Annotated in this window: 16 protein-coding genes and 3 pseudogenes; 11 read left to right on the top strand and 8 right to left on the bottom strand. The window is 66.2% G+C overall.

The window, feature by feature from the left end:
• Positions 1–12: 12 nt before the first annotated feature.
• Together sctS and OWR21_RS11085 are read right to left on the bottom strand one after the other, a co-directional pair.
• Positions 13–288, bottom strand: a complete 276-nt coding sequence (sctS, locus tag OWR21_RS11090; protein WP_024978637.1) for a type III secretion system export apparatus subunit SctS — start codon at positions 286–288, stop codon at positions 13–15.
• A 44-nt stretch (positions 289–332) separates the two neighbouring features.
• Positions 333–2288: an FHIPEP family type III secretion protein gene (locus tag OWR21_RS11085; RefSeq protein ID WP_332395299.1), complete on the bottom strand. Its 1956-nt coding sequence runs from the start codon at positions 2286–2288 to the stop codon at positions 333–335.
• A gap of 319 nt (positions 2289–2607) precedes the next feature.
• On the opposite strand from OWR21_RS11085, the gene OWR21_RS11080 reads away from it, so the two are divergent.
• From OWR21_RS11080 to OWR21_RS11060, 5 genes are read left to right on the top strand one after another with little or no spacing between them, the layout of a single operon-like run.
• Positions 2608–3456 carry a helix-turn-helix transcriptional regulator gene (locus tag OWR21_RS11080; RefSeq protein WP_147216330.1) on the top strand — a complete coding sequence of 283 codons (849 nt, stop codon included), beginning with the start codon at positions 2608–2610 and terminating at the stop codon, positions 3454–3456.
• Positions 3453–4391, top strand: a complete 939-nt coding sequence (locus OWR21_RS11075) for a hypothetical protein (RefSeq protein ID WP_332395252.1) — start codon at positions 3453–3455, stop codon at positions 4389–4391. Before OWR21_RS11080 ends, OWR21_RS11075 begins: the two co-directional genes overlap by 4 nt.
• Positions 4355–4540 carry a FliM/FliN family flagellar motor switch protein gene (locus tag OWR21_RS11070; protein ID WP_332395250.1) on the top strand — a complete coding sequence of 62 codons (186 nt, stop codon included), beginning with the start codon at positions 4355–4357 and terminating at the stop codon, positions 4538–4540. Before OWR21_RS11075 ends, OWR21_RS11070 begins: the two co-directional genes overlap by 37 nt.
• Positions 4541–4596: 56 nt before the next feature.
• Complete coding sequence (gene sctR, locus OWR21_RS11065; RefSeq protein WP_332395248.1) at positions 4597–5256, top strand: type III secretion system export apparatus subunit SctR; 660 nt, start codon at positions 4597–4599, stop codon at positions 5254–5256.
• Positions 5257–5267: 11 nt separating this feature from the next.
• Positions 5268–6038, top strand: a complete 771-nt coding sequence (locus tag OWR21_RS11060; RefSeq protein ID WP_428984288.1) for a lytic transglycosylase domain-containing protein — start codon at positions 5268–5270, stop codon at positions 6036–6038.
• A 40-nt stretch (positions 6039–6078) separates the two neighbouring features.
• On the opposite strand, the gene OWR21_RS11055 is transcribed toward OWR21_RS11060, so the two are convergent.
• A complete protein-coding gene (locus OWR21_RS11055; RefSeq protein WP_332395247.1) occupies positions 6079–7176 on the bottom strand; it encodes a helix-turn-helix transcriptional regulator in 1098 nt (365 codons plus the stop codon).
• 421 nt (positions 7177–7597) lie between these two features.
• On the opposite strand from OWR21_RS11055, the pseudogene modB reads away from it, so the two are divergent.
• Together modB and OWR21_RS11045 are read left to right on the top strand one after the other, a co-directional pair.
• A pseudogene (gene modB / locus OWR21_RS11050) lies at positions 7598–8306 on the top strand (molybdate ABC transporter permease subunit).
• The gene (locus OWR21_RS11045) at positions 8303–9046 is read left to right on the top strand and encodes an ABC transporter ATP-binding protein (protein WP_316898208.1); all 744 of its coding nucleotides are present in this window, start codon (positions 8303–8305) and stop codon (positions 9044–9046) included. Before modB ends, OWR21_RS11045 begins: the two are co-directional and overlap by 4 nt.
• A gap of 2 nt (positions 9047–9048) precedes the next feature.
• Here the strand turns inward: OWR21_RS11045 and OWR21_RS11040 are convergent, their stop codons facing one another.
• The 4 genes from OWR21_RS11040 to OWR21_RS11025 all read right to left on the bottom strand — a co-directional run bounded on the left by OWR21_RS11040 (position 9049) and on the right by OWR21_RS11025 (position 13804).
• Positions 9049–9546 (bottom strand): flavodoxin family protein, encoded by a 498-nt coding sequence (locus OWR21_RS11040; protein ID WP_332395245.1) that lies wholly within the window; start codon positions 9544–9546, stop codon positions 9049–9051.
• Positions 9547–9553: 7 nt separating this feature from the next.
• Positions 9554–10366, bottom strand: coding sequence for a TOBE domain-containing protein (locus OWR21_RS11035; RefSeq protein WP_332395244.1), 813 nt, complete (start codon positions 10364–10366; stop codon positions 9554–9556).
• Positions 10367–10432: 66 nt separating this feature from the next.
• Complete coding sequence (locus OWR21_RS11030; RefSeq protein ID WP_332395243.1) at positions 10433–10936, bottom strand: DUF6622 family protein; 504 nt, start codon at positions 10934–10936, stop codon at positions 10433–10435.
• Between the two features lie 120 nt (positions 10937–11056).
• The gene (locus tag OWR21_RS11025) at positions 11057–13804 is read right to left on the bottom strand and encodes a sensor domain-containing protein (protein ID WP_332395242.1); all 2748 of its coding nucleotides are present in this window, start codon (positions 13802–13804) and stop codon (positions 11057–11059) included.
• A 756-nt stretch (positions 13805–14560) separates the two neighbouring features.
• On the opposite strand from OWR21_RS11025, the gene OWR21_RS11020 reads away from it, so the two are divergent.
• The 4 genes and pseudogenes from OWR21_RS11020 to OWR21_RS11005 all read left to right on the top strand — a co-directional run bounded on the left by OWR21_RS11020 (position 14561) and on the right by OWR21_RS11005 (position 16896).
• Entirely contained in the window at positions 14561–14914 is a 354-nt protein-coding gene (locus OWR21_RS11020) for a glycoprotein (RefSeq protein ID WP_332395241.1), read from the top strand.
• Positions 14911–15335, top strand: a pseudogene (locus tag OWR21_RS11015) (hypothetical protein). The gene OWR21_RS11020 and the pseudogene OWR21_RS11015 overlap by 4 nt, the downstream one beginning before the upstream one ends.
• A 51-nt stretch (positions 15336–15386) precedes the next feature.
• A pseudogene (locus tag OWR21_RS11010) lies at positions 15387–16302 on the top strand (helix-turn-helix domain-containing protein).
• A gap of 153 nt (positions 16303–16455) precedes the next feature.
• Complete coding sequence (locus OWR21_RS11005; protein WP_147219106.1) at positions 16456–16896, top strand: universal stress protein; 441 nt, start codon at positions 16456–16458, stop codon at positions 16894–16896.
• A 60-nt stretch (positions 16897–16956) separates the two neighbouring features.
• Here the strand turns inward: OWR21_RS11005 and OWR21_RS11000 are convergent, their stop codons facing one another.
• The gene (locus OWR21_RS11000) at positions 16957–17457 is read right to left on the bottom strand and encodes a Spy/CpxP family protein refolding chaperone (protein ID WP_332395240.1); all 501 of its coding nucleotides are present in this window, start codon (positions 17455–17457) and stop codon (positions 16957–16959) included.
• Positions 17458–17505 lie beyond the last annotated feature (48 nt).

The following is a 17505-nucleotide window of genomic DNA, read 5'->3' as shown; positions in this document are numbered from 1 at the left end:
GCGATCCCCCCGCTAGAAAGGCGCCACACCGCCGTAAAACACCTGATCGAGTGCCATGCGGGCAAAACGCAGCACCTCGCGTCCGCCCCACCCCGCCAGCACCACGATGGTCACCATCACCGCAATCAGCCGCACCGACAGGCCGATGCTCTGATCCTGGATCTGTGTCACTGCCTGCGCGATGGCAATCAGCAAGGCCGATACCGTCGCCACCGCCACCACGGGCAACGAGACCAGCAGCACCAGCAGCAGGCCCTGGCGTGTGGCTTCGAGAATGGTGGCGCTCATGTTCATGGGCCTGTCTCCTTGCGTGTTCCGCGTGTTCTGTGTGTTCAAGCCGGGTTGGTCACCCAGCCCACGGTGTTGAGTTCGATCGCTTCGTCGATCTCCTGGTACGACAGCACCGGAAGATCGCCAAACACCGGCTGCAGCATCGTCTTGACGTAGCGCCGGCAATTGAGCGACACCATCACCGCCAGCGGGCGGCCATGGCGGTCTTTCTCCAGCGGGCGGGTGCCGCCCAGGATCTTGACCACCTGGTCGGTGATCGCCTGCTTGGCGTCGCGCGTGAGGCTCAGCACGCTGCCCTGCTTGGTGTGCACGACGGCCTGCTCGATGCGCTCCTGCAAGGACTGCTCGAACAGCACCACATCGAGCACGCGGCTGGTGCCGCAGAACTGCTCGGTGATCTGGCGGTGCAAGTCAACGCGCACCAGCTCCACGAGGCCGATCACGTCTTCGGGCTCTTTGGGCGACCACGTGATCAGGCTCTCGAAAATGGCGCGCAGGTTGCGGATCGACACGCCCTCCTGCACCAGCCGGCGCAGCACTTCGGTAATGCGCTGCGGCGGGACGAGGCGGGTGAGTTCGGCTACAAGCTCGCCGTGTTCGCGGCGCATGATCTGGATGAGGTTCTGCGTTTCCTGAATGCCGATGAGCGAAGCGGCATTGCGCTCGATGAGCGTTTCGACTTCGGCGGCAAGACGGTCTTCGGCCGGCACCGCGCCGTCGGAAATCGCATCGCGCTCGGGCAGCGTGCCTTCAGCGGCCAGCACGTCCTGCACGAGCAGCGCGTAGCCGTGGGCGGGCAACGTCGCGTCCCAGTTCAGTTGCACGCGCGGGAACACCGCACCGAGCCTGCGCTGCACGCGCGATTTGGCTTCGGCCAGGCGCGTCTGCAGGGCAGCGAGTTCGATCTCGCCGCGCAGGTCTTCCGACAGGCGCACGGCGATGGGCGGCGCAATGCCTTCCGCCGGCGAGCCTGCCTCGGGCTCGGCCAGGCGCCGTGCATCGGGGCCGAGCACAAGCAGGTCGAGCGGCGGCGCCTGTCGGCGCTGGCGCATGCGCAGGAAGGCGGCCGCCGCGGTGCCGATCGCCAGCAGCAGGAACGACCACTTCGGAAACCCGGGCACGAGCAGGAACGCCAGCAGCACGCCGCTGGCCATCAGCATGCCGCGTGGGTGGGCGGTGATCTGCGCGCCGATCTGCTGGCCGAGGTGGCGCGCTTCACGGTCTCGCGTGGCCACACGGGTGGTGACGATGCCGGCAGCAATCGACACCAGCAGGGACGGAATCTGCGAGGCCATGCCGTCGCCCACCGTCAGGATCGCGTAACGGTGCAGCGCATCGCCGATCGACATGCCGTGCATCAGCGCGCCCACGGCAATGCCGGCCAGGATGTTGATGACCGCGATGATGATGCCGGCAATGGCGTCGCCCTTGACGAACTTCATCGCGCCGTCCATCGCGCCATGCAACTGAGATTCCTGCTCGAGCGCTTCACGGCGGCGCTTGGCTTCGTCCGACGTGATGATGCCGGCGCGCAGATCGGCGTCGATGCTCATCTGCTTGCCGGGCATCGCATCGAGCGAAAACCGCGCACCGACCTCCGCCACGCGCTCCGAACCCTTGGCGATCACGATGAACTGCACCACCGCGATCACCAGGAACACGACGCCGCCGACCACGAAGTTGTTGCCGACCACGAGCTTGCCGAAGGTGTCGATCACGTGGCCCGCATTGGCCTGCAGCAGGATCAGCTTGCACGAGGCGATGTTCAGCGACAGCCGGAACAGCGTCGTGAACAGCAGCACCGCCGGAAACGACGAGAACGCGAGCGCCGACGGCAGATAGATCGACACGCACAGCAGCACGATGCTGGCCGCCAGGTTGAGCGAGATGAGCCCGTCCAACACCACGGTCGGCAACGGCAGCACAAAGAGCGCGACCACCGCGACCACGAACACGGCAATCGCAATGTCGTAGTTCACCAGCCGCGCCCAGCGCATGCCGGAGAGCGGAACATCCAACGCTGCAGCAAGATTCCGAGGCTTTGCCATGGAGCGCCTTTGGGCCCGTTTTGGACTGTTGGGACTGTTTTGGGGCCGCGTGGGCCCACGAATCTCCGTAGAAGACAGGCGCTGTTGAGCACCTGCTTCTCTTGCGAAAGTGTAGAAGTGAGGGGCCTCTGCGCTCAACGCGAAAACTCGTAGTCAAGCGGACAATCTCTGACGAAGATTCGGGGTCGACTACGCTTTTCGGTAGTTCATCGCCGCGTGTGCGCGCCACTACAGTGAGTGCATTCACTTGCCACGCGAGAGGCCACGGTTGACTGCTTCGAATGTGGGTGCCGGCGATGTCCGCGCGCCGATCCTGTTTGGCGAAGAACACATCGTGGTCGATGCGGAATCGATCCGCCTGGGCGCAATGGCACGCGCCGAGTCCTTCTCCGAAACCGCGCAGGACCTGCGGGCCGCGCACGGGGCGCAGGAACGGCAGTTGCTACTGCGCGCCGTCTTGCGCAGCATCGGCTTCGACTGGCTCTGCTACTACCGGCTGACACGCATTGGCGAATCGATTACGCGCGTGCTGTACTTCCGCGCGTATTCGCCGCCCAACTGGCCAAAGCGCTACGTCGACGAACGCTACTTTGAAGTCGACCCGCGCCTGGCCTTCGCATTGCGCTACGAGTGGCCGCTGGTGTGGGACCTGGCGGATCTGGGCGCCACGCTCACCGCGCCATCGGATGCCGATCGCCTGCACCGCCTGCTGCAAGACGCAGAACGCTCTGGCCTGCGCAGCGGCATCAGCTTCGGGGTCGTGAGCCCCCGCAGCCTGGAACACAGTGTCATCTGCTTCGGATCGGGCAACAACGCCAAGGGCTGGATTGCCGACAACGTAGTCGGCCAGGCCTATGCCGTGGGGCTTGGCGTGCATGAATTCCTGATGCAGCACGCCAAGCCGTTGCATGAAGACGCGCATGCGCGGGCGCTCTCCCAGGTGCAACGGCAGATTCTGGAATTCATCACCAGCGGGTTGTCGGACAAGGCCATCGCCGAGCAGCTCAACATGTCGCCGCACAACGTCGACTATCACCTGCGCCAGCTCAAGAAGAAGTACGGCGCGCAGAACCGCGTGCAGCTCGCCTACATGGCCGGGCGGATGTTGATGACATGAACACGCTCGACGCCCGCATGCTGTCGGCAGTGGACCCGGCCCTGGCCCGCACGCTGTCTCGCCTCTATCTCGCGCGCGCGGCACTACCGTTTTCCGTAGGCGAGACACCCTACGAGGTGCGTTGCGAGGCCCATGCCGTGCAAGCTGCGGCGCAAGCCTACCGATTCACGCTGGGCGATGCGCTGGGCTGGCTGCTGCTCGACGCGGCCGCCGAACGCGCATGGCTGGCCGACGCCGCGGATGTGCACGTGCCGCAAGCCTTGCGCTGCGCCGTGCTGGCCGATGCGCTGGCGCCGCTCGCACGCGGCATCGAACAACGCAGCGGACGCGCGCTTGCGTGGTTGCCGGAGGCCGCCTCGCCCGACATACGGCTGGACCGGCCCGACGTCCTGCAAATGCTGGTCTCACGCCGCGATGAAACACCTGCCGAAGACGGGGTCGCATCGTGGCAGGCACGCGCAGGGCTGCTGTTCGACGCGCCGCAGGCACTGCCTGAACTGTGCCCGGCCGAGTTGGCTGCGGAGCCCATCCCGCTGGCGGCCTTCATGGGTACGCAGGTGCCGCTGCGCTTCGAGCTGGGCGCCACGTTCCTGTCGCGCCGCGACTTTGCCGGCATTGCGCTCGGCGACATCGTGCGCATCGAGAAATGGCTGCCGGCCGGCAACGCCCTGCGCTGTGTGGCCCGTGTGCGGGGGCGGCTGCACCTGCGTGTGTTCGGGCAGGTGCAAGGCAACCGCATCGTCGTGGAAAACATTGAGGAAAAACCGATGACAACCGAAAACGCTGCCCCCTCAACGCTGCACCCGGCACAGAGGCCGCAGCGAGGCCGCTTCCGACCGACAGCCTGGACGACATTGAACTGGTCACCACCTTCGAGCTGGAAGAACGGCGCCTGTCGTTGGCCGAGCTGCGTGCGCTGCGGCCCGGCACGGTGATGGAGCTGGCGCAGCCGCTCAACCAGGCCGTCATCCGGATCCTCGCCAACGGCACGCCGGTGGGCGAAGGCCACCTGATCGCCGTCGGCAACCGGCTCGGCGTGCGTGTATCGCGCTTCATCGGCCAGGCGGCACCCGGGCAGGCATAACGCCCGGCCCGCTTCTCCCTCAACAAGAACAACGCATCGACACACTCGACACGCACATGGGAAACCTGCCCAATCCCGTAGCGATGATTGCCGTGGTGGCGGCACTGGGCATCGCACCCTTTGCCGCGCTCATGGTCACGAGCTACACCAAGCTGGTGGTGGTGTTTGGCCTGCTGCGCTCGGCGCTGGGCATCCAGCAGGTGCCGCCCAACATCGTGCTCAACGGGATCGCCCTGATCCTGACGGTGTTCATCATGGCGCCCGTCGGCATGGACATGGTCGACAACCTGCGCGGGCGCAATTTCAACCTGAGCAGCCAGATGAGCGTGGACGATGTGATCGCCATCCTCGATGCCGCACAGCCGCCGGTGAAGAAATTCCTGCAGAACCACACGCTGGAATCGGAGCGCAACTTCTTCGTCAAATCCGCCACGAGCATCTGGCCCAAGGAGCGCGCGGCCGGCCTCAAGAACGACGACCTGACCGTGCTCGTGCCGAGCTTCACCCTCACCGAGCTGATCAAGGCGTTCCAGGTGGGCTTTGTGCTCTACATCATCTTCGTGGTGGTCGACCTGATCGTGGCCAATCTGCTGCTGGCGTTGGGCATGCAGATGATTGCGCCGACCACCATCTCGGTGCCGTTCAAGCTGCTGCTGTTCGTGATGCTCGACGGCTGGTCGGTGCTGGTGCACGGGCTCGTATTGTCTTATCGATAAAGGTGGCGACGATGCGTGCCAGTGCCTTCATCGTCGCCGCCATGGCGTTTGCCGCCTGCATGGCCGCCACCTCTGCCGTGGCGGGGCCGCGCATTGATGCGCGTGCCTTCGCCACGCTGGCCGCCACCTGCGCGCCGCGGGTGGACCGCCTCACGCTCGAAGCGCTGGTGCGCACGGAATCGGCCTACAACCCGTATGCGATCGGCGTGGTGGGCGGCCGGCTCGTGCGCCAGCCCGCCACGCTCGAAGAAGCCGTGGCGACGGCACGTTCCCTGGAACGTCAGGGCTACAACTTCAGCGTCGGCCTCGGGCAGGTCAACCGCTACAACCTCGCCCGCTTTGGCGAGACGCTGGAGACGGCCTTCGACGCCTGCCGCAACCTGCGCGCAGGCGGCACCATCCTCGCCGAGTGCTTCGCGCGCTCGCTGCCGCGCTATGGGGACCAGCAGCAGGCGTTGCGCGCCGCGCTGTCGTGCTACTACAGCGGCAACTTCGAGACCGGCTTCCGCCACGGCTATGTGCAGAAAGTGGTTGCCAACGCCGGCGACGTGCCGGCCATCGTGCCCGACGCGGCCGGTGGGCGGATCGAGCCGATTCCCGTGGTGCCCGCGGGCGGCGGCACGCCGGCCCCGAGGGGGCCACGCGCAGCTTCAGCGCCGGCGCAACCACGGGTGCTGACCGGCAGCGCGTGCACGGGCCAGGCCGGCCGGCAAGTGATGATCCTTGCGTGCAATCGCGCCGACGGCACATCGTGCCTGCGCTGCGTGGCGCTGCCGCGCTGACTGCCGCGCAGCAGCTTCCACAACGTCGTTCCTGCTCAAATCAGATGAGGTTCAGGCGGCCCGCAATGTAGGCGAGTTGGGCACGGTTGGTCGCTCCGTAGCGGCGGCGGATCAGGCGCAGGTGGTAATCCACGTTGTGCGCCGTCGTGTGCAGCTTGATGGCGATTTCCTTGTCGCTCATGCCGGAGGCCAGGCACGTCAGCACACGGCTTTGCATGACGGTAAGCGGTGCCTCTTCGCCGCATGCTCGCGTATTGCGCGCGAACGTTTGCAGCGGCGCCCGCCAGACCTGATGCAACGCCATGCCAAAGAGAATCGACTGGCCGAGCACGCTGTCGCTGATCCACTCCCGCCCGGCGTGCGGCGAGCTGAGGCTGACGATCGCATGGCTCGTGCCCTTGCCGGCGCCCAGGCTGAACATCACGCCGCTGCGCAGGCCGTGTTCGTCCATCGTCTGCAGCAGCGCGCGCAAGGCGGGCTCCATGCGCGCCTGCCCACGCGCGAGCGACGCCAGATCCCACACCAGCGGCATGCCGGTCGCAAACACCGCAGGCAGACGCGGGTCGACCGTGAAGAGGCGTTCGTCGCAATAGCGCTGCAGGAACCGGGGCGTCACGTAGTTCTTCAGCATGGCCACCGTCGGCGGCGCGTTTTCGTGGCGTTCGGTCAGCGCGTAGGTCAGCGACGAGAAGCCCATCAGCCCCATCAGCCCCGACACGATGCGCGCGCGCTCGGCCACACCGCGTGCGGCCTGCAGCTCTGCCGCGAGACGCAGGCGGCCGGGGTGTGCGGGCGCCGGTTCAAAGAGGAGCGCGTGCTCGTCTACGGGAACAACGTCCGTGCCCGGCGGCAGCGGCACGAAGAAACGATCGCCGTTGGCGGCATCGTCTGCAGCGGTGCGTGCGGATAGGGAATCGGCGTGGCCGGGTAAGGCGGCGGCGGGTACCGAGGCGGCGTCCGCCTGTGGTACGGGCAGCGCATCCAGGTCGATCTGGACGGAAGCCCCTGGGCGGGCGGAACCGCGAGACTGCCCGTCCGCCCCCTTGAGCGCGGGGCGCATGTCCATCAGCAGCGCCAGATCTTCGGCGCGGGGGAAACGTACTGCCTGCAAACCATCTGCGCGATGTGCGGCGGCCATTGCCGTCCTCCGGTCATGTTGGAAACACCTGCTTGGCCGCCGGAACGCTTCCGGCCATCGCCAAGACTGGTTTCCCCCGGGGGATGACTTTTGCTGTGCGGTGACCCTGTTCACCGCGGGCCCGGATCGTGAAAAGCGACGTCCGGCCTACGTTTTGGCGCATTGTGGCAAGCCGGCGGCAACGTTGTCCAACAAAACTTTTAGTTCCCCACCATCGACGCGGCTTATGTCGCAATGCAGCGAACAACGCCCCTGACAGTCGCCATGGGGCGGCGGCTCCATGCCCCTTGCCGCATGCCGGGCATCACCGTGTCAGGATTGACCTGGCGTTATAACCAACCCTATATTGCGAAGAACCCACCCAATCTGTCGCCGGCGCCCAACGCGTCACCTCGGTTCGAGGGAATCGTCCGGCCGGCCGATGGCACCCTCGCAAACTATCCGCATGTCCGCATCCATCTGGACGCCTCTGCTGCTCTCACTCAAGGTGGCCGGCTGGGCGACTGCCCTCAACCTCGTGCTTGGCGTCGGCGCGGCCTACGCGCTGGCACGCACGCGCAACCGCCTGCGCGACGTCGTCGATTCAGTCCTCACGCTGCCGCTGGTGCTGCCGCCCACGGTGCTCGGGTATTACCTGCTGGTGTTGCTGGGCCGGCGCGGCACGATTGGCGGATGGCTCGACAGCCTGGGGATCCAGCTCGTCTTTACTTGGCAGGGGGCGGTGATTGCCTCCACGGTGGTGGCGTTCCCGCTGGTCATGAAATCGGCTCGCGCCGCCTTTGAAGGCGTCGATCATCAATTGGAAAACGCGGCGCGTGCTGGGCTTGCCCGAAGCCGCCGTGTTCTTTCGCGTCACGCTGCCGCTGGCTGCACGCGGCATTGCCGCCGGCGTGCTGCTGGCCTTCGCACGCGCCTTGGGCGAATTTGGCGCCACGCTGATGATCGCAGGCAACCTGCCAGGCCGCACGCAGACGCTCTCCGTCGCCATCTACGAAGCCGTGCAGGCCGGCGACGACGCCACGGCCAATACGCTGGTGCTGATCACCTCGCTCACGTGCATCGTGGTGCTGGTGGTGGCCAGCCGCCTGCTGCAAGGGCGTACACCGAGCCTGCAGGAGCAGTTGGCATGACCGGCGGCATGATCGATCTCGTGGTGCAGAAAACGCTCACCAGCGCGGCGCGGGTGTTCTCGCTCGACATTGCCGTCCGCTCGGACAGCCGGCGCGTGGTGCTCTACGGCCCGTCGGGCGCCGGCAAGAGCCTCACGCTGCGCGCCATTGCTGGCCTGATGACACCTACGCGAGGCCGCATCGTCCTGAACGGCCGCACGCTGTTCGACCATGCCGACCGCGTCAACCTCAGCGCGCAGGAGCGCCGCGTCGGCTATCTCTTCCAGGACTACGCGCTCTTCAACCACCTGACGGTGGCGCAGAACATCGCGTTTGGGCTCAAGCGCGGGTGGTTCAACCCGCCGCGCCGCACCCGCGACCCGCGCGTCCAACAGTGGATCGACACGTTCGAGCTGGGCGCCGTGGCCGCCAATTACCCTTCGCAGATTTCCGGCGGCCAGCGCCAGCGCGTGGCGCTGGCTCGCGCGCTGATCGCCGAGCCGTCCATGCTGCTGCTCGACGAGCCCTTTGCCGCGCTGGACCCGGCGTTGCGTACGCGCATGCGCTCGGAGCTGTCTGCCCTGCAAGCGCGGCTGCAGGTGCCGATGCTTATGATTACGCACGATCCGGCCGATGTAGAGATCTTCGGCGACCACGTATTCGAGCTGCGCGATGGCCGTGTCGTCGCCGATGCCGTGCGCGCGCCCGACGCGGCACCGCTGTCGCCGTATCCGCATCTGACGGCGGTTGTGACCCGCTGACCTTAGAAGACGCCCAACGCGAGCCCGATAGCCATGGCCTGCCCGACGGCACAACAGCGCTCCAGGTCGTCTGCTCCAAGTTGTTTTGGCGCGAGGATGGCCTCCGGCGTTTGCGCGTGCGTGCAGACGATGATCGGCTCGGCCACGGGCTTGAGCCGCCAGCCGGTGGCAATGCGTTCAATCTGACGCACGGCGTTCTGGCCATCGCTGCCCGCGCAGACGAGGCACGCGTATGGACGGCCGTTGATGCGATCGAGCGCGGGGTAATAGCAGCGGTCGAAGAAATCCTTCAGCTGCCCGCTGATGGCGGCGAGGTTTTCCGGTGTTGCGAAGAGATAGCCGTCTGCGGCGAGCACATCGTCGGGGCCAGCCTGCGCGGCATGCAGCAAGCGCACAGTCACGCCGCCCTCTTCTGCCGCGCCCGCCTGTGCGGCCTCGGCCATCTGGCGCGTGCCCCCCGTCATCGAGTGATAGACGATCAGCAGGGTCTTGGGCGTCATGGGCGCTTCAAGCCAATCCCAGAATCACGCTGGATGCTTCAAACACGGCCACGGCTTCCACGCCTTCGGCCAGTGCCAGCGTTTCCACCGCCGTGCGCGAGAGCATGGCCACCAGGACGGTCTCGCTTGCGGACGCGGCATTGGCATCCGCCAGGCGCAGCCGCACTTCGGCTTGCACTGCGCCATCACGGATTTCCGTAACGACGCACGGCAATTGGTTCTCTGCCGAGACGCGCCATTCACCGGCGCCGCGCATCAGCATCACGGCAGGCGCCTTGATGAGCGCGACGGCATGCACACCGGGCGCCAGCCCCAGCACGCGTGTGCTTTCCTGCGTGATGGTGGCGGCGACGGCCTGACCGCCCGGCAGACGCAGCGTTACCACATCGTTGACGGCCCCTGGTGCGACCGATTCGACTGTGCCAAACAGCGTATTGCGTGCGCTCGTTCGCAACATCAGGCGACGCATCAGGTTGACGTCTTCACTGGCGGCTTGCGCGGCGGCATCCAGGCGATCGACAAAGCGGCGGTGCTCGGCTTCCAGCACGCGGAAACTCTCGATCAGCCGTTGCGCGCGCGGCGTCAGCACGCTGCCGCCACCGCCCTTGCCACCCGTGGTGCGCACCACCAGCGGCTCGCCGGCCAGGTTGTTCATGGTGTCGATGGCGTCCCACGCGGCCTTGTAGGAAAGACCCACGGCCTTGGCGCCTGCCGTGATGGAGCCAGTCTGCCCGATGGCAGCCAGCAGTTCGATCCGGCCGTGCCCGCCCCAGTTGTCTTCACCGGCGCGCAACCAGATGGTGCCGTCGAGTTCCAGCATGTCGTCCCGTCTTGGATGGAGATTGCAACATGCAGGATGTTAACGTGTTAACGCCGATTTGCTGGCTTAAGCCGCCGCCAGGCGCGGCGTACGCACATGCAGCAGCACCGAGCGCGAGAGCAGCAGGCCGCCCAGGAAGCCGAACAGCGCGCTGAACAGCGCCATGAAGCTGCCGGAGTGGGAAACTTCCGGGTGCATCGCCAGCATCACGTTGTAGACATAGCGGGCGGCAAACAGGCCCACGATCACCACCATCGGCACCCAGCTTCCGGACACGCGCACGGTGTCGGCCGTTTCAGACACGGCACCGTCGGGCGGCGACATGTACGTCAGCAGGAATGCCACCAGAACGGCGACCAGCCACATCGTCAGCGCCAGCGGGCTGCCATGGCTTGCCGTCGACACGCCGTGCAGCGAGTACGCTGCCACCGCCAGCGGCAGAACGATCAGGCGGCGGCGCGACACGACGCGCGGCTGCAACTGGCGCACCCCGATGCCGATCAGCACGGCAAACACCACGAACACCCAGGCGGGCGTGTGCGACACGATGGAGGTAATCGACTCGAGCATGGCGGTCTCCCTGTTGGAATGCCGCCAGCAGGTGCCGGCTCCCGCACGCGGGAGCGGATTGCGACGAACGGCAGAAACGCCGGTGTGAACGGTGGGAAAAGCGCGATTCGGGTCGGGCGGTCAGCCCAGCGCGGCGCGCACGCCGGCATCCACCACCGACAGGTGCGCCCGCAGTAAGCGGTCGAAACCTTCAGCCGTGACCGGCTTGCCGATGTAGTAACCCTGGATTTCCTGGCAGCCCGCCTTGGCGAGGAACTCCACCTGGTCAGCGTCTTCCACACCTTCAGCGGTGACGGTCATGCCCAGGGCGCGGGCCATGGCGACGATGGCCTCCGTCAGCGCCACGGAATCCGGATCGCCCGGAATGCCGGTGATGAACGAGCGGTCGATCTTCACGTTGCTGATCGGGAAGCGCTGCAGATACGACAGCGACGAATAGCCAGTGCCGAAATCGTCGATGGAGATCCGGATGCCTTGCGCGGTGAGCGCATCGAACATGGGGCGCACTTCATCGGCACCGCCCATCAGCAGGCTTTCGGTAATTTCGACTTCGAGCGCGGTGGGCGGCAGGCCGGTGTCGGCCAGCGTCTGCTCGATCATCGGCACCACGTCGCCGGCCTGGAACTGGCGCGCCGACAGGTTGACCGCCATGCGGAAGTCGTAGCCAAGCGCCTCGTACCAGATCACGGCCTGCTCGCAGGCACGGCGCAGAACCCATGCGCCAATCGGCACGATCAGCCCCGTCTCTTCCGCCACCGGGATGAACTCGACGGGCGAGATCGCCCCAAGCTTGGCGCTGTTCCAGCGCAGCAGCGCCTCGGCGCCGACGATGCGATGGCTGGCCAGGTCGTACTTGGGTTGATAGACGAGTTGCAGCTCGTTGTTCTCGCGCGCGTCACGCAGCGCGTTTTCCAGCATGTAGCGGCGTTGCAGCCGGGCGTTGAGTTCAGCCGTGTAGAACTGCGCGCGGTTGCGGCCGTTCTGCTTGGCGCGGTACATGGCGGCGTCGGCAGAACGCAGCAGATCGGACCCCGAAATGCCGTCGTGCGGATACAGCGCCACGCCAATCGACACGCCCAGGTAATAGCGCCCGTTGACGGTATCGAACGGCTCGCGCATGGCCTGCAGCAAACGCTCTGCCAGCAGCGCAATGCGCTTTCCTTCGACACGCTGGTCGATGAGGATGACGAACTCGTCGCCGCCCAGACGGGCGATCACGTCGCCGGGGCCGATGCAATCGGTCAGGCGCGCGGCGGCGCTTTGCAGCAGCGTGTCGCCGCAGGCATGGCCTGCCGTGTCGTTGACGCTCTTGAAGCGGTCCAGGTCGAGGAAGAAAAGCGCCAGTTCGCGGCTCTCGTCGCGCGCGCGCTCGATGGCGCTCTCCAAATGCGCGATGAAGAAGCTGCGGTTGGTCAGCCCTGTGAGCGCATCGTGCGCGGCCAGATGGCGAAGGCGCTGCTCGGCACGCTTGATGTCGGTGATGTCGGCAAACGACAGCATCACGCTGCTGGGCGTCGGCTCGGCATGACGACGGATGGGGATGATGTTCTGCCGCACCCACATCAGCTCGCCCGTCTTGAGCAGCAGCCCGTAGACGCGGCCGAAGATCGGCTCGCCGGTGCGCAGCACGTGCCCGGACGGCATCATGGTCAGGCCGACTTCCTTGCCGTCTTCGTCCACGACGCGTTGAATCGGGTCGAGCCGGTTACGACCGACGAGCTGCCCGGGACGCACGCGCAGGATGCGCTCGGCACTGGCGTTGGCCGCCTGCACCACACCGTCGGGCGACATGATCACGACGCCCTCGTGCAAGTTCGAGATCGCCAGGCGATAGCGCTCTTCGCTTTCGGCCAGACCGCGTTCGACGTTGTCTTTCTGGATGGCGACGCCCGCCAGGTGCGTGACGTCGTCCAGGAAATGCTGTTCTTCCTCCACGGGCATGCACGGCTGTCGATAGAACAGGCCCAGCACGCCAAGCTTGTCCCCGCGCGACGAACGGATCGGCAACGCCCAGGCAGAAGCAAAGCCGGCCGACAGAGCTGCCGTGCGCTCATGCTGCCAGCGCGGGTCGGTCGCAATGTTGTCGATGAAGACGGCGTCGCCCAGGTACACGGCGCAACCGCATGCGCCGGCATCGGGGCCGACAGGCGTGTTTTCCAGTGTGGCGGCATAGGCCGCAGGCAGCGTGGGCGCAGCGGCCACGCGCAAGGTCTGCGAGTCGGCGTCCAGCAACAAGAGCGCCGACATGGCGTTCGGATAGACCTGTTCGACGTACAGGCACAGGTGGCGCAGTACGGTCGACAGCGTCGCATTGGAAGCAAGTTGCGCAAGCACGGCATTCTCCGAAGCGAGCAGGCGGCGCGCATGCAGCGCCTCGGCGCGCGCCTGTACGTGGCGCTCCAGCGCATGACGCGACACGGCTTCGCGCAGCACCAGCATGACGGCAGGCTGGCCCTCGTGCTCGCACGCGGCGGCTTCGCTGGCAACCAGCACGTGCGTGTAGTCGGCGCGCACCAGACGATGTTCGACCGGCTGGGCGGAAGCACCGCTGCTCACCATGCCGGCCAAGCGCGGCACCACCTGTGCAACGTCATCGGGATGAATCAGGCCGGCCAGCTGCAGGCCTTCCAGCTGCGCTGTGTCGTGAGCACCCAGCAAGCGCACGGCCGCCGGGTTGGCTCGCACGACATGCCCGTCCACGGTCAGCAATACGGCGTCGGACGACAGCCGTGACAGTGCGTCGAAATCGGAACCGCGCACCCCGGTCATTGCCCCGGCCATGGCCGCCACCGGACGTTGCGCGGCCTCGGAGCCCGGCGCAACGTCTGCAGGAGAGGCTCCGGCCTGGGCCGGAAGAAACTGGGTCATGGGCAGTGCGATGGCTTGAGCAGTGACAGCGACAGCGACGGCAACGGGAAAGCGGGACCCGAGACGACACGTGTCTCCGCCCTAACCACAACGGCGCGCCGGCGGAAAACTGAAGGGTGCTGTGTGCGATACCCCTGAGGGCCGTATGGTGGCGATCCTACGTTGGCATCGCTCAAGAAAAACCCGCGCTCAGTTGACGAGGCGCGGGTTGAAATCTCTGGACCGTGTCGATCTGTTCCAGAGAGGAGAACCGACCCATGAGGCGACCGACGCAAGGCTGCATCGCACCGCCATGTTGTGAATCATAGTGGCCCCCTTGGAAAAACAAAGGGCGGAAAAGGCCGGGTATTCCATCCCATTTTCATTTCCGCCGACCCATTTGTTCTGGCACTGCACGAACCCCGTTGCTGCTTGTCCCGTCTGCTTACATCGTCCGCATGTGCGGGCCGTGTGTGGAGGCCGTTTCACGATGCCAACGATGCCGGAAAAAAATCTCCCCGCATATTGGTTGGTCGCTACATTCAAGAGAATGTTCCAGGGCTTCCGATTATGTCGTTCACATGAACTATTTGCGCAGGCAAAATCACGCGCGGGTGACCCATGAGGCAGATTGCCACGTCAGTTCGCGCGCGGCGTGCCGTTACTGGTCGAAAGAGCGCGCCTGTCTCGTGACTTGGCAGGCGCAATTTGGATGCCCGTGCCTGGACTGTTCATGCCGTCTCTGTCTCCCCCAATCGATCGCTTTCACGGCGCACCGTGCGGTTGCTGATTGCCGTCAGCGTGCTGGCCGCACTGGTTGCGTTACCGCGCGCGCACGCTTCAACGGCACCCACGGCTGCGGCAGCAGCCGCGCCTGGCCGGCCGCCTGTTGCGGCCGCCGCACCCGCCGCAATTCCGGTTCCGAAGACAACCAAGGCCACGACCGTTGCCTCTACGGCCCCGACCTGCCGAGCAATCATGCAGCGCCTGTCGGGCAGCCTGGCTGCCACGCCCAGCACGGCCGACAAGCCGGGCACCGTGATGATCGACGTCGACAAGGCCGGCGTGATGATGGCCTGCAGTCATTCCGACTCGATCGCCATCCCCGTACCGGGCGGCAAGCCGCGATGACGCGCTTCGTCTTCGGCCCCCGCGTCTTGACCGGCATGCTGGCGGCGCTCGCAGCGCTGACCTTGCCGGTGGACGGCGCAGAGCGCTGGATCGCACTGCCCGATCAACCGGACAGCCGCGCATCGCTCGACGTCGGCAGCATCCAGCGCATGCCGAGCGGACCGGTCAGTGCCTGGGTGCGCGTGGAAGCGTCGAACCGCGCGGGCATGCGTTCGCTGCAGCGCATGTTCGGCGCCTTTCGCGGCGACATGGCCGATTTTCTGTACACCGTCGATTGCCGCAGCCGGCAGTTCTCGGTCTCGCAAGCCAAGCTGTATCAAGGCGCGCTGACCGTCAGCGAGCGGCAGATCGCCAACGATGCCGGCTGGCAGCGCGTGGACGGCGGGCGGGCGAAGTGGCGCACCAGCTCTGCGGCGGATAGCCCCCTACTTTTGCGCGCGCATCACGGTGCCATCGTTGGTAACATCGACGCGTGCGCCGCGCCTCCACATCCCCTTCGCTTCAACCTGCCGACCCTCGCGTTACTGCAGACGCGAGCGTCTTCGGCACGCTTGCACGCGGCTCGCGCGCATCGCTTGAGCGCGTCGCCAATCTGGGCGACGGCGTAACCGCCGCCATCTGGCGCAACGAGCACGACGAGGCCCGCTACATCCAGCCTGGGCACCACACGCTCGGTCTATCTGCAAGGTGGCTACACCGCACACCGGCAAGATCTGCCGCACCTGTTCGGCGCACCCGGGCGCGTGTGCATGCTGCCGGCCGAGCACCAGTCGAGCTGGGTGATCGAGCAACCGATGCGCTTCGTTCATCTATATTTCGCGCCCGACGCGCTGGCCGGGCACGCGGTACGTCTGCTCGACGCAGAGCCGCGCCTGTTCACGCTGCACGACCGCACCTTCATCGAAGACGCGCATCTCGCACAGGCTTGCGCGAACATCGCCCAGCTCGATTGGACCGACCTGGACGATCGCATGCGCGCCAACGCCCTGGCCAACGACACGCTGTCGTACCTCGTTCAGACTCAGGGCCGCACGCGAGCGCTTGCCGTGCGCGGCGGGCTGGCGCCACACGTGTGCCGACGCATTGCCGCACGCATCGATGCCGAGCTGCATCTGCCCTTGTCGCTCGGACAACTGGCGGCCGAGGCGAACCTGTCGGAATTCCATTTCGCGCGGATGTTTCGTGCGTCGTTCGGGGCCGCGCCGCATGAGTGGGTGATGCAGCAACGCATGGCGCGTGCGCAAACGCTGCTGCGCACCACCACGCTCGCGCTGGCGACGATTGCCGAGCGATGCGGCTTTGCGAGCGCCAGCCATTTCAGCCGGCGATTTGCCTTGCAGCTGGGCGCATCGCCGTCACGCTACCGGCAGGCGTGGCAACGCGGGTAGACCGCAAGCTGCCACGTCAATATGCGAACGACCGTGCATCGATTTTCCGGTCGTCCCTCTCAGCCGAAAACCTGTGCTGGACTAGCGTTTTCCACGATAGAGGCGTATCGGCCGGCGCAGTAACGTGGAGTCGGGTTCCCCATGGAGACCGCCATGTTTACCCATATCCTCCTGCCGACCGACGGCTCCGAGCAGTGCCGCAAGGCCATCGACGGCGCGCTCAAGCTGGCGCGCGCCACGGGCTGTCGCCTCACCGCCTACACGTGCATTGAAGAATTCCCCAACATGGCGTATTCGGCCGGCGTGGGCGAGTGTCCGCATGCGCACTACATGGAAACGGTGCAGGGCCATGCCAAGGACTGCATCGAGCGCATTGCAGAGCGCGCCCGGGAAGAAGGTGTGCAGTTCGACAGCGATGTGTCGCAGTTTGCCGAGCCCTATCTGGGCATCCTCGATGCGGCAAAGCGGCACGCGTGCGACGTCATCTTCATGGCATCGCACGGGCACCGCAGCTTGATGGGGCGACTGCTGATCGGCAACGAGACGCGCAAGGTGCTCACCTACGCGCACGTGCCGGTCGTGGTCTACCGGTAGAAAATCCGGTCGCAGCGATCAGCCGCGCGCCGCGTCTCCATCTTTGGTCCGAGCCCCGGATTACATCATCGGCGGGGCTTCCGGCCCAGCCTCTCCGGGCTCGAGTTCCGCCACGCGCTGGGCTTCACGCTCGCCGACCTGCTTGCGCTGTTCCGGCGTGAGCACCTGCATGATCTTGGCGTCGGCCTGCGCACGCAGCTGCGCTTCGCGGGCCACGGCGCGGCCCAGCGATTCGGTCAGGCTGCGTGCACGCGCTTCGTCGTATTGGCCGGAGGCCACCATCTGATGTAGATCGCGGCGGGCATGCTCGATCGCCTTGCGCTGCTCACGCGCTTCCGGCATCTGCGCATAGTGGATGGCGAAAATCTTGTCGCGCTGCTCTTCGCTGAGCTTCAGACCACGCAGAAAGGCGCGCCGCCATGATGCGGGCCCATGCCGCGTGCGCCGCCCGGGCCGGCGCCTGGCCCGCGCTCCATCATGCCCGGGCCATGTGGCGCCATGGGTGGCATGGGCGACAGCGGAACGGCGCCGGGGCCGGCGGTCTGGGCCAGCGCGGCGCATGAAAGCAAAGTCCGGCAGCAATGCCGGCTACGCGGGAAATCACAGCGG

The sequence above is a fragment of the Ralstonia sp. 1B3 genome, from assembly GCF_036631435.1.
Note: the sequence above shows the minus strand (reverse complement) of the source record. Positions and strands in the feature narration are given on the sequence as shown.

Coding starts and splice junctions, on each gene's coding strand:
- OWR21_RS11075 (WP_332395252.1), top strand. CDS start 3,453: ATGAACACGCTCGACGCCCGCATGCTGTCGGCAGTGGACCCGGCCCTG.
- OWR21_RS11085 (WP_332395299.1), bottom strand. CDS start 2,288: ATGCGCTGGGCGCGGCTGGTGAACTACGACATTGCGATTGCCGTGTTC.
- OWR21_RS11035 (WP_332395244.1), bottom strand. CDS start 10,366: ATGCTGGAACTCGACGGCACCATCTGGTTGCGCGCCGGTGAAGACAAC.
- OWR21_RS11005 (WP_147219106.1), top strand. CDS start 16,456: ATGTTTACCCATATCCTCCTGCCGACCGACGGCTCCGAGCAGTGCCGC.
- OWR21_RS11045 (WP_316898208.1), top strand. CDS start 8,303: ATGACCGGCGGCATGATCGATCTCGTGGTGCAGAAAACGCTCACCAGC.
- sctR (WP_332395248.1), top strand. CDS start 4,597: ATGGGAAACCTGCCCAATCCCGTAGCGATGATTGCCGTGGTGGCGGCA.
- sctS (WP_024978637.1), bottom strand. CDS start 288: ATGAGCGCCACCATTCTCGAAGCCACACGCCAGGGCCTGCTGCTGGTG.
- OWR21_RS11000 (WP_332395240.1), bottom strand. CDS start 17,457: ATGCGCCGCGCTGGCCCAGACCGCCGGCCCCGGCGCCGTTCCGCTGTC.
- OWR21_RS11025 (WP_332395242.1), bottom strand. CDS start 13,804: ATGACCCAGTTTCTTCCGGCCCAGGCCGGAGCCTCTCCTGCAGACGTT.
- OWR21_RS11030 (WP_332395243.1), bottom strand. CDS start 10,936: ATGCTCGAGTCGATTACCTCCATCGTGTCGCACACGCCCGCCTGGGTG.
- OWR21_RS11055 (WP_332395247.1), bottom strand. CDS start 7,176: ATGGCCGCCGCACATCGCGCAGATGGTTTGCAGGCAGTACGTTTCCCC.
- OWR21_RS11040 (WP_332395245.1), bottom strand. CDS start 9,546: ATGACGCCCAAGACCCTGCTGATCGTCTATCACTCGATGACGGGGGGC.
- OWR21_RS11060 (WP_428984288.1), top strand. CDS start 5,268: ATGCGTGCCAGTGCCTTCATCGTCGCCGCCATGGCGTTTGCCGCCTGC.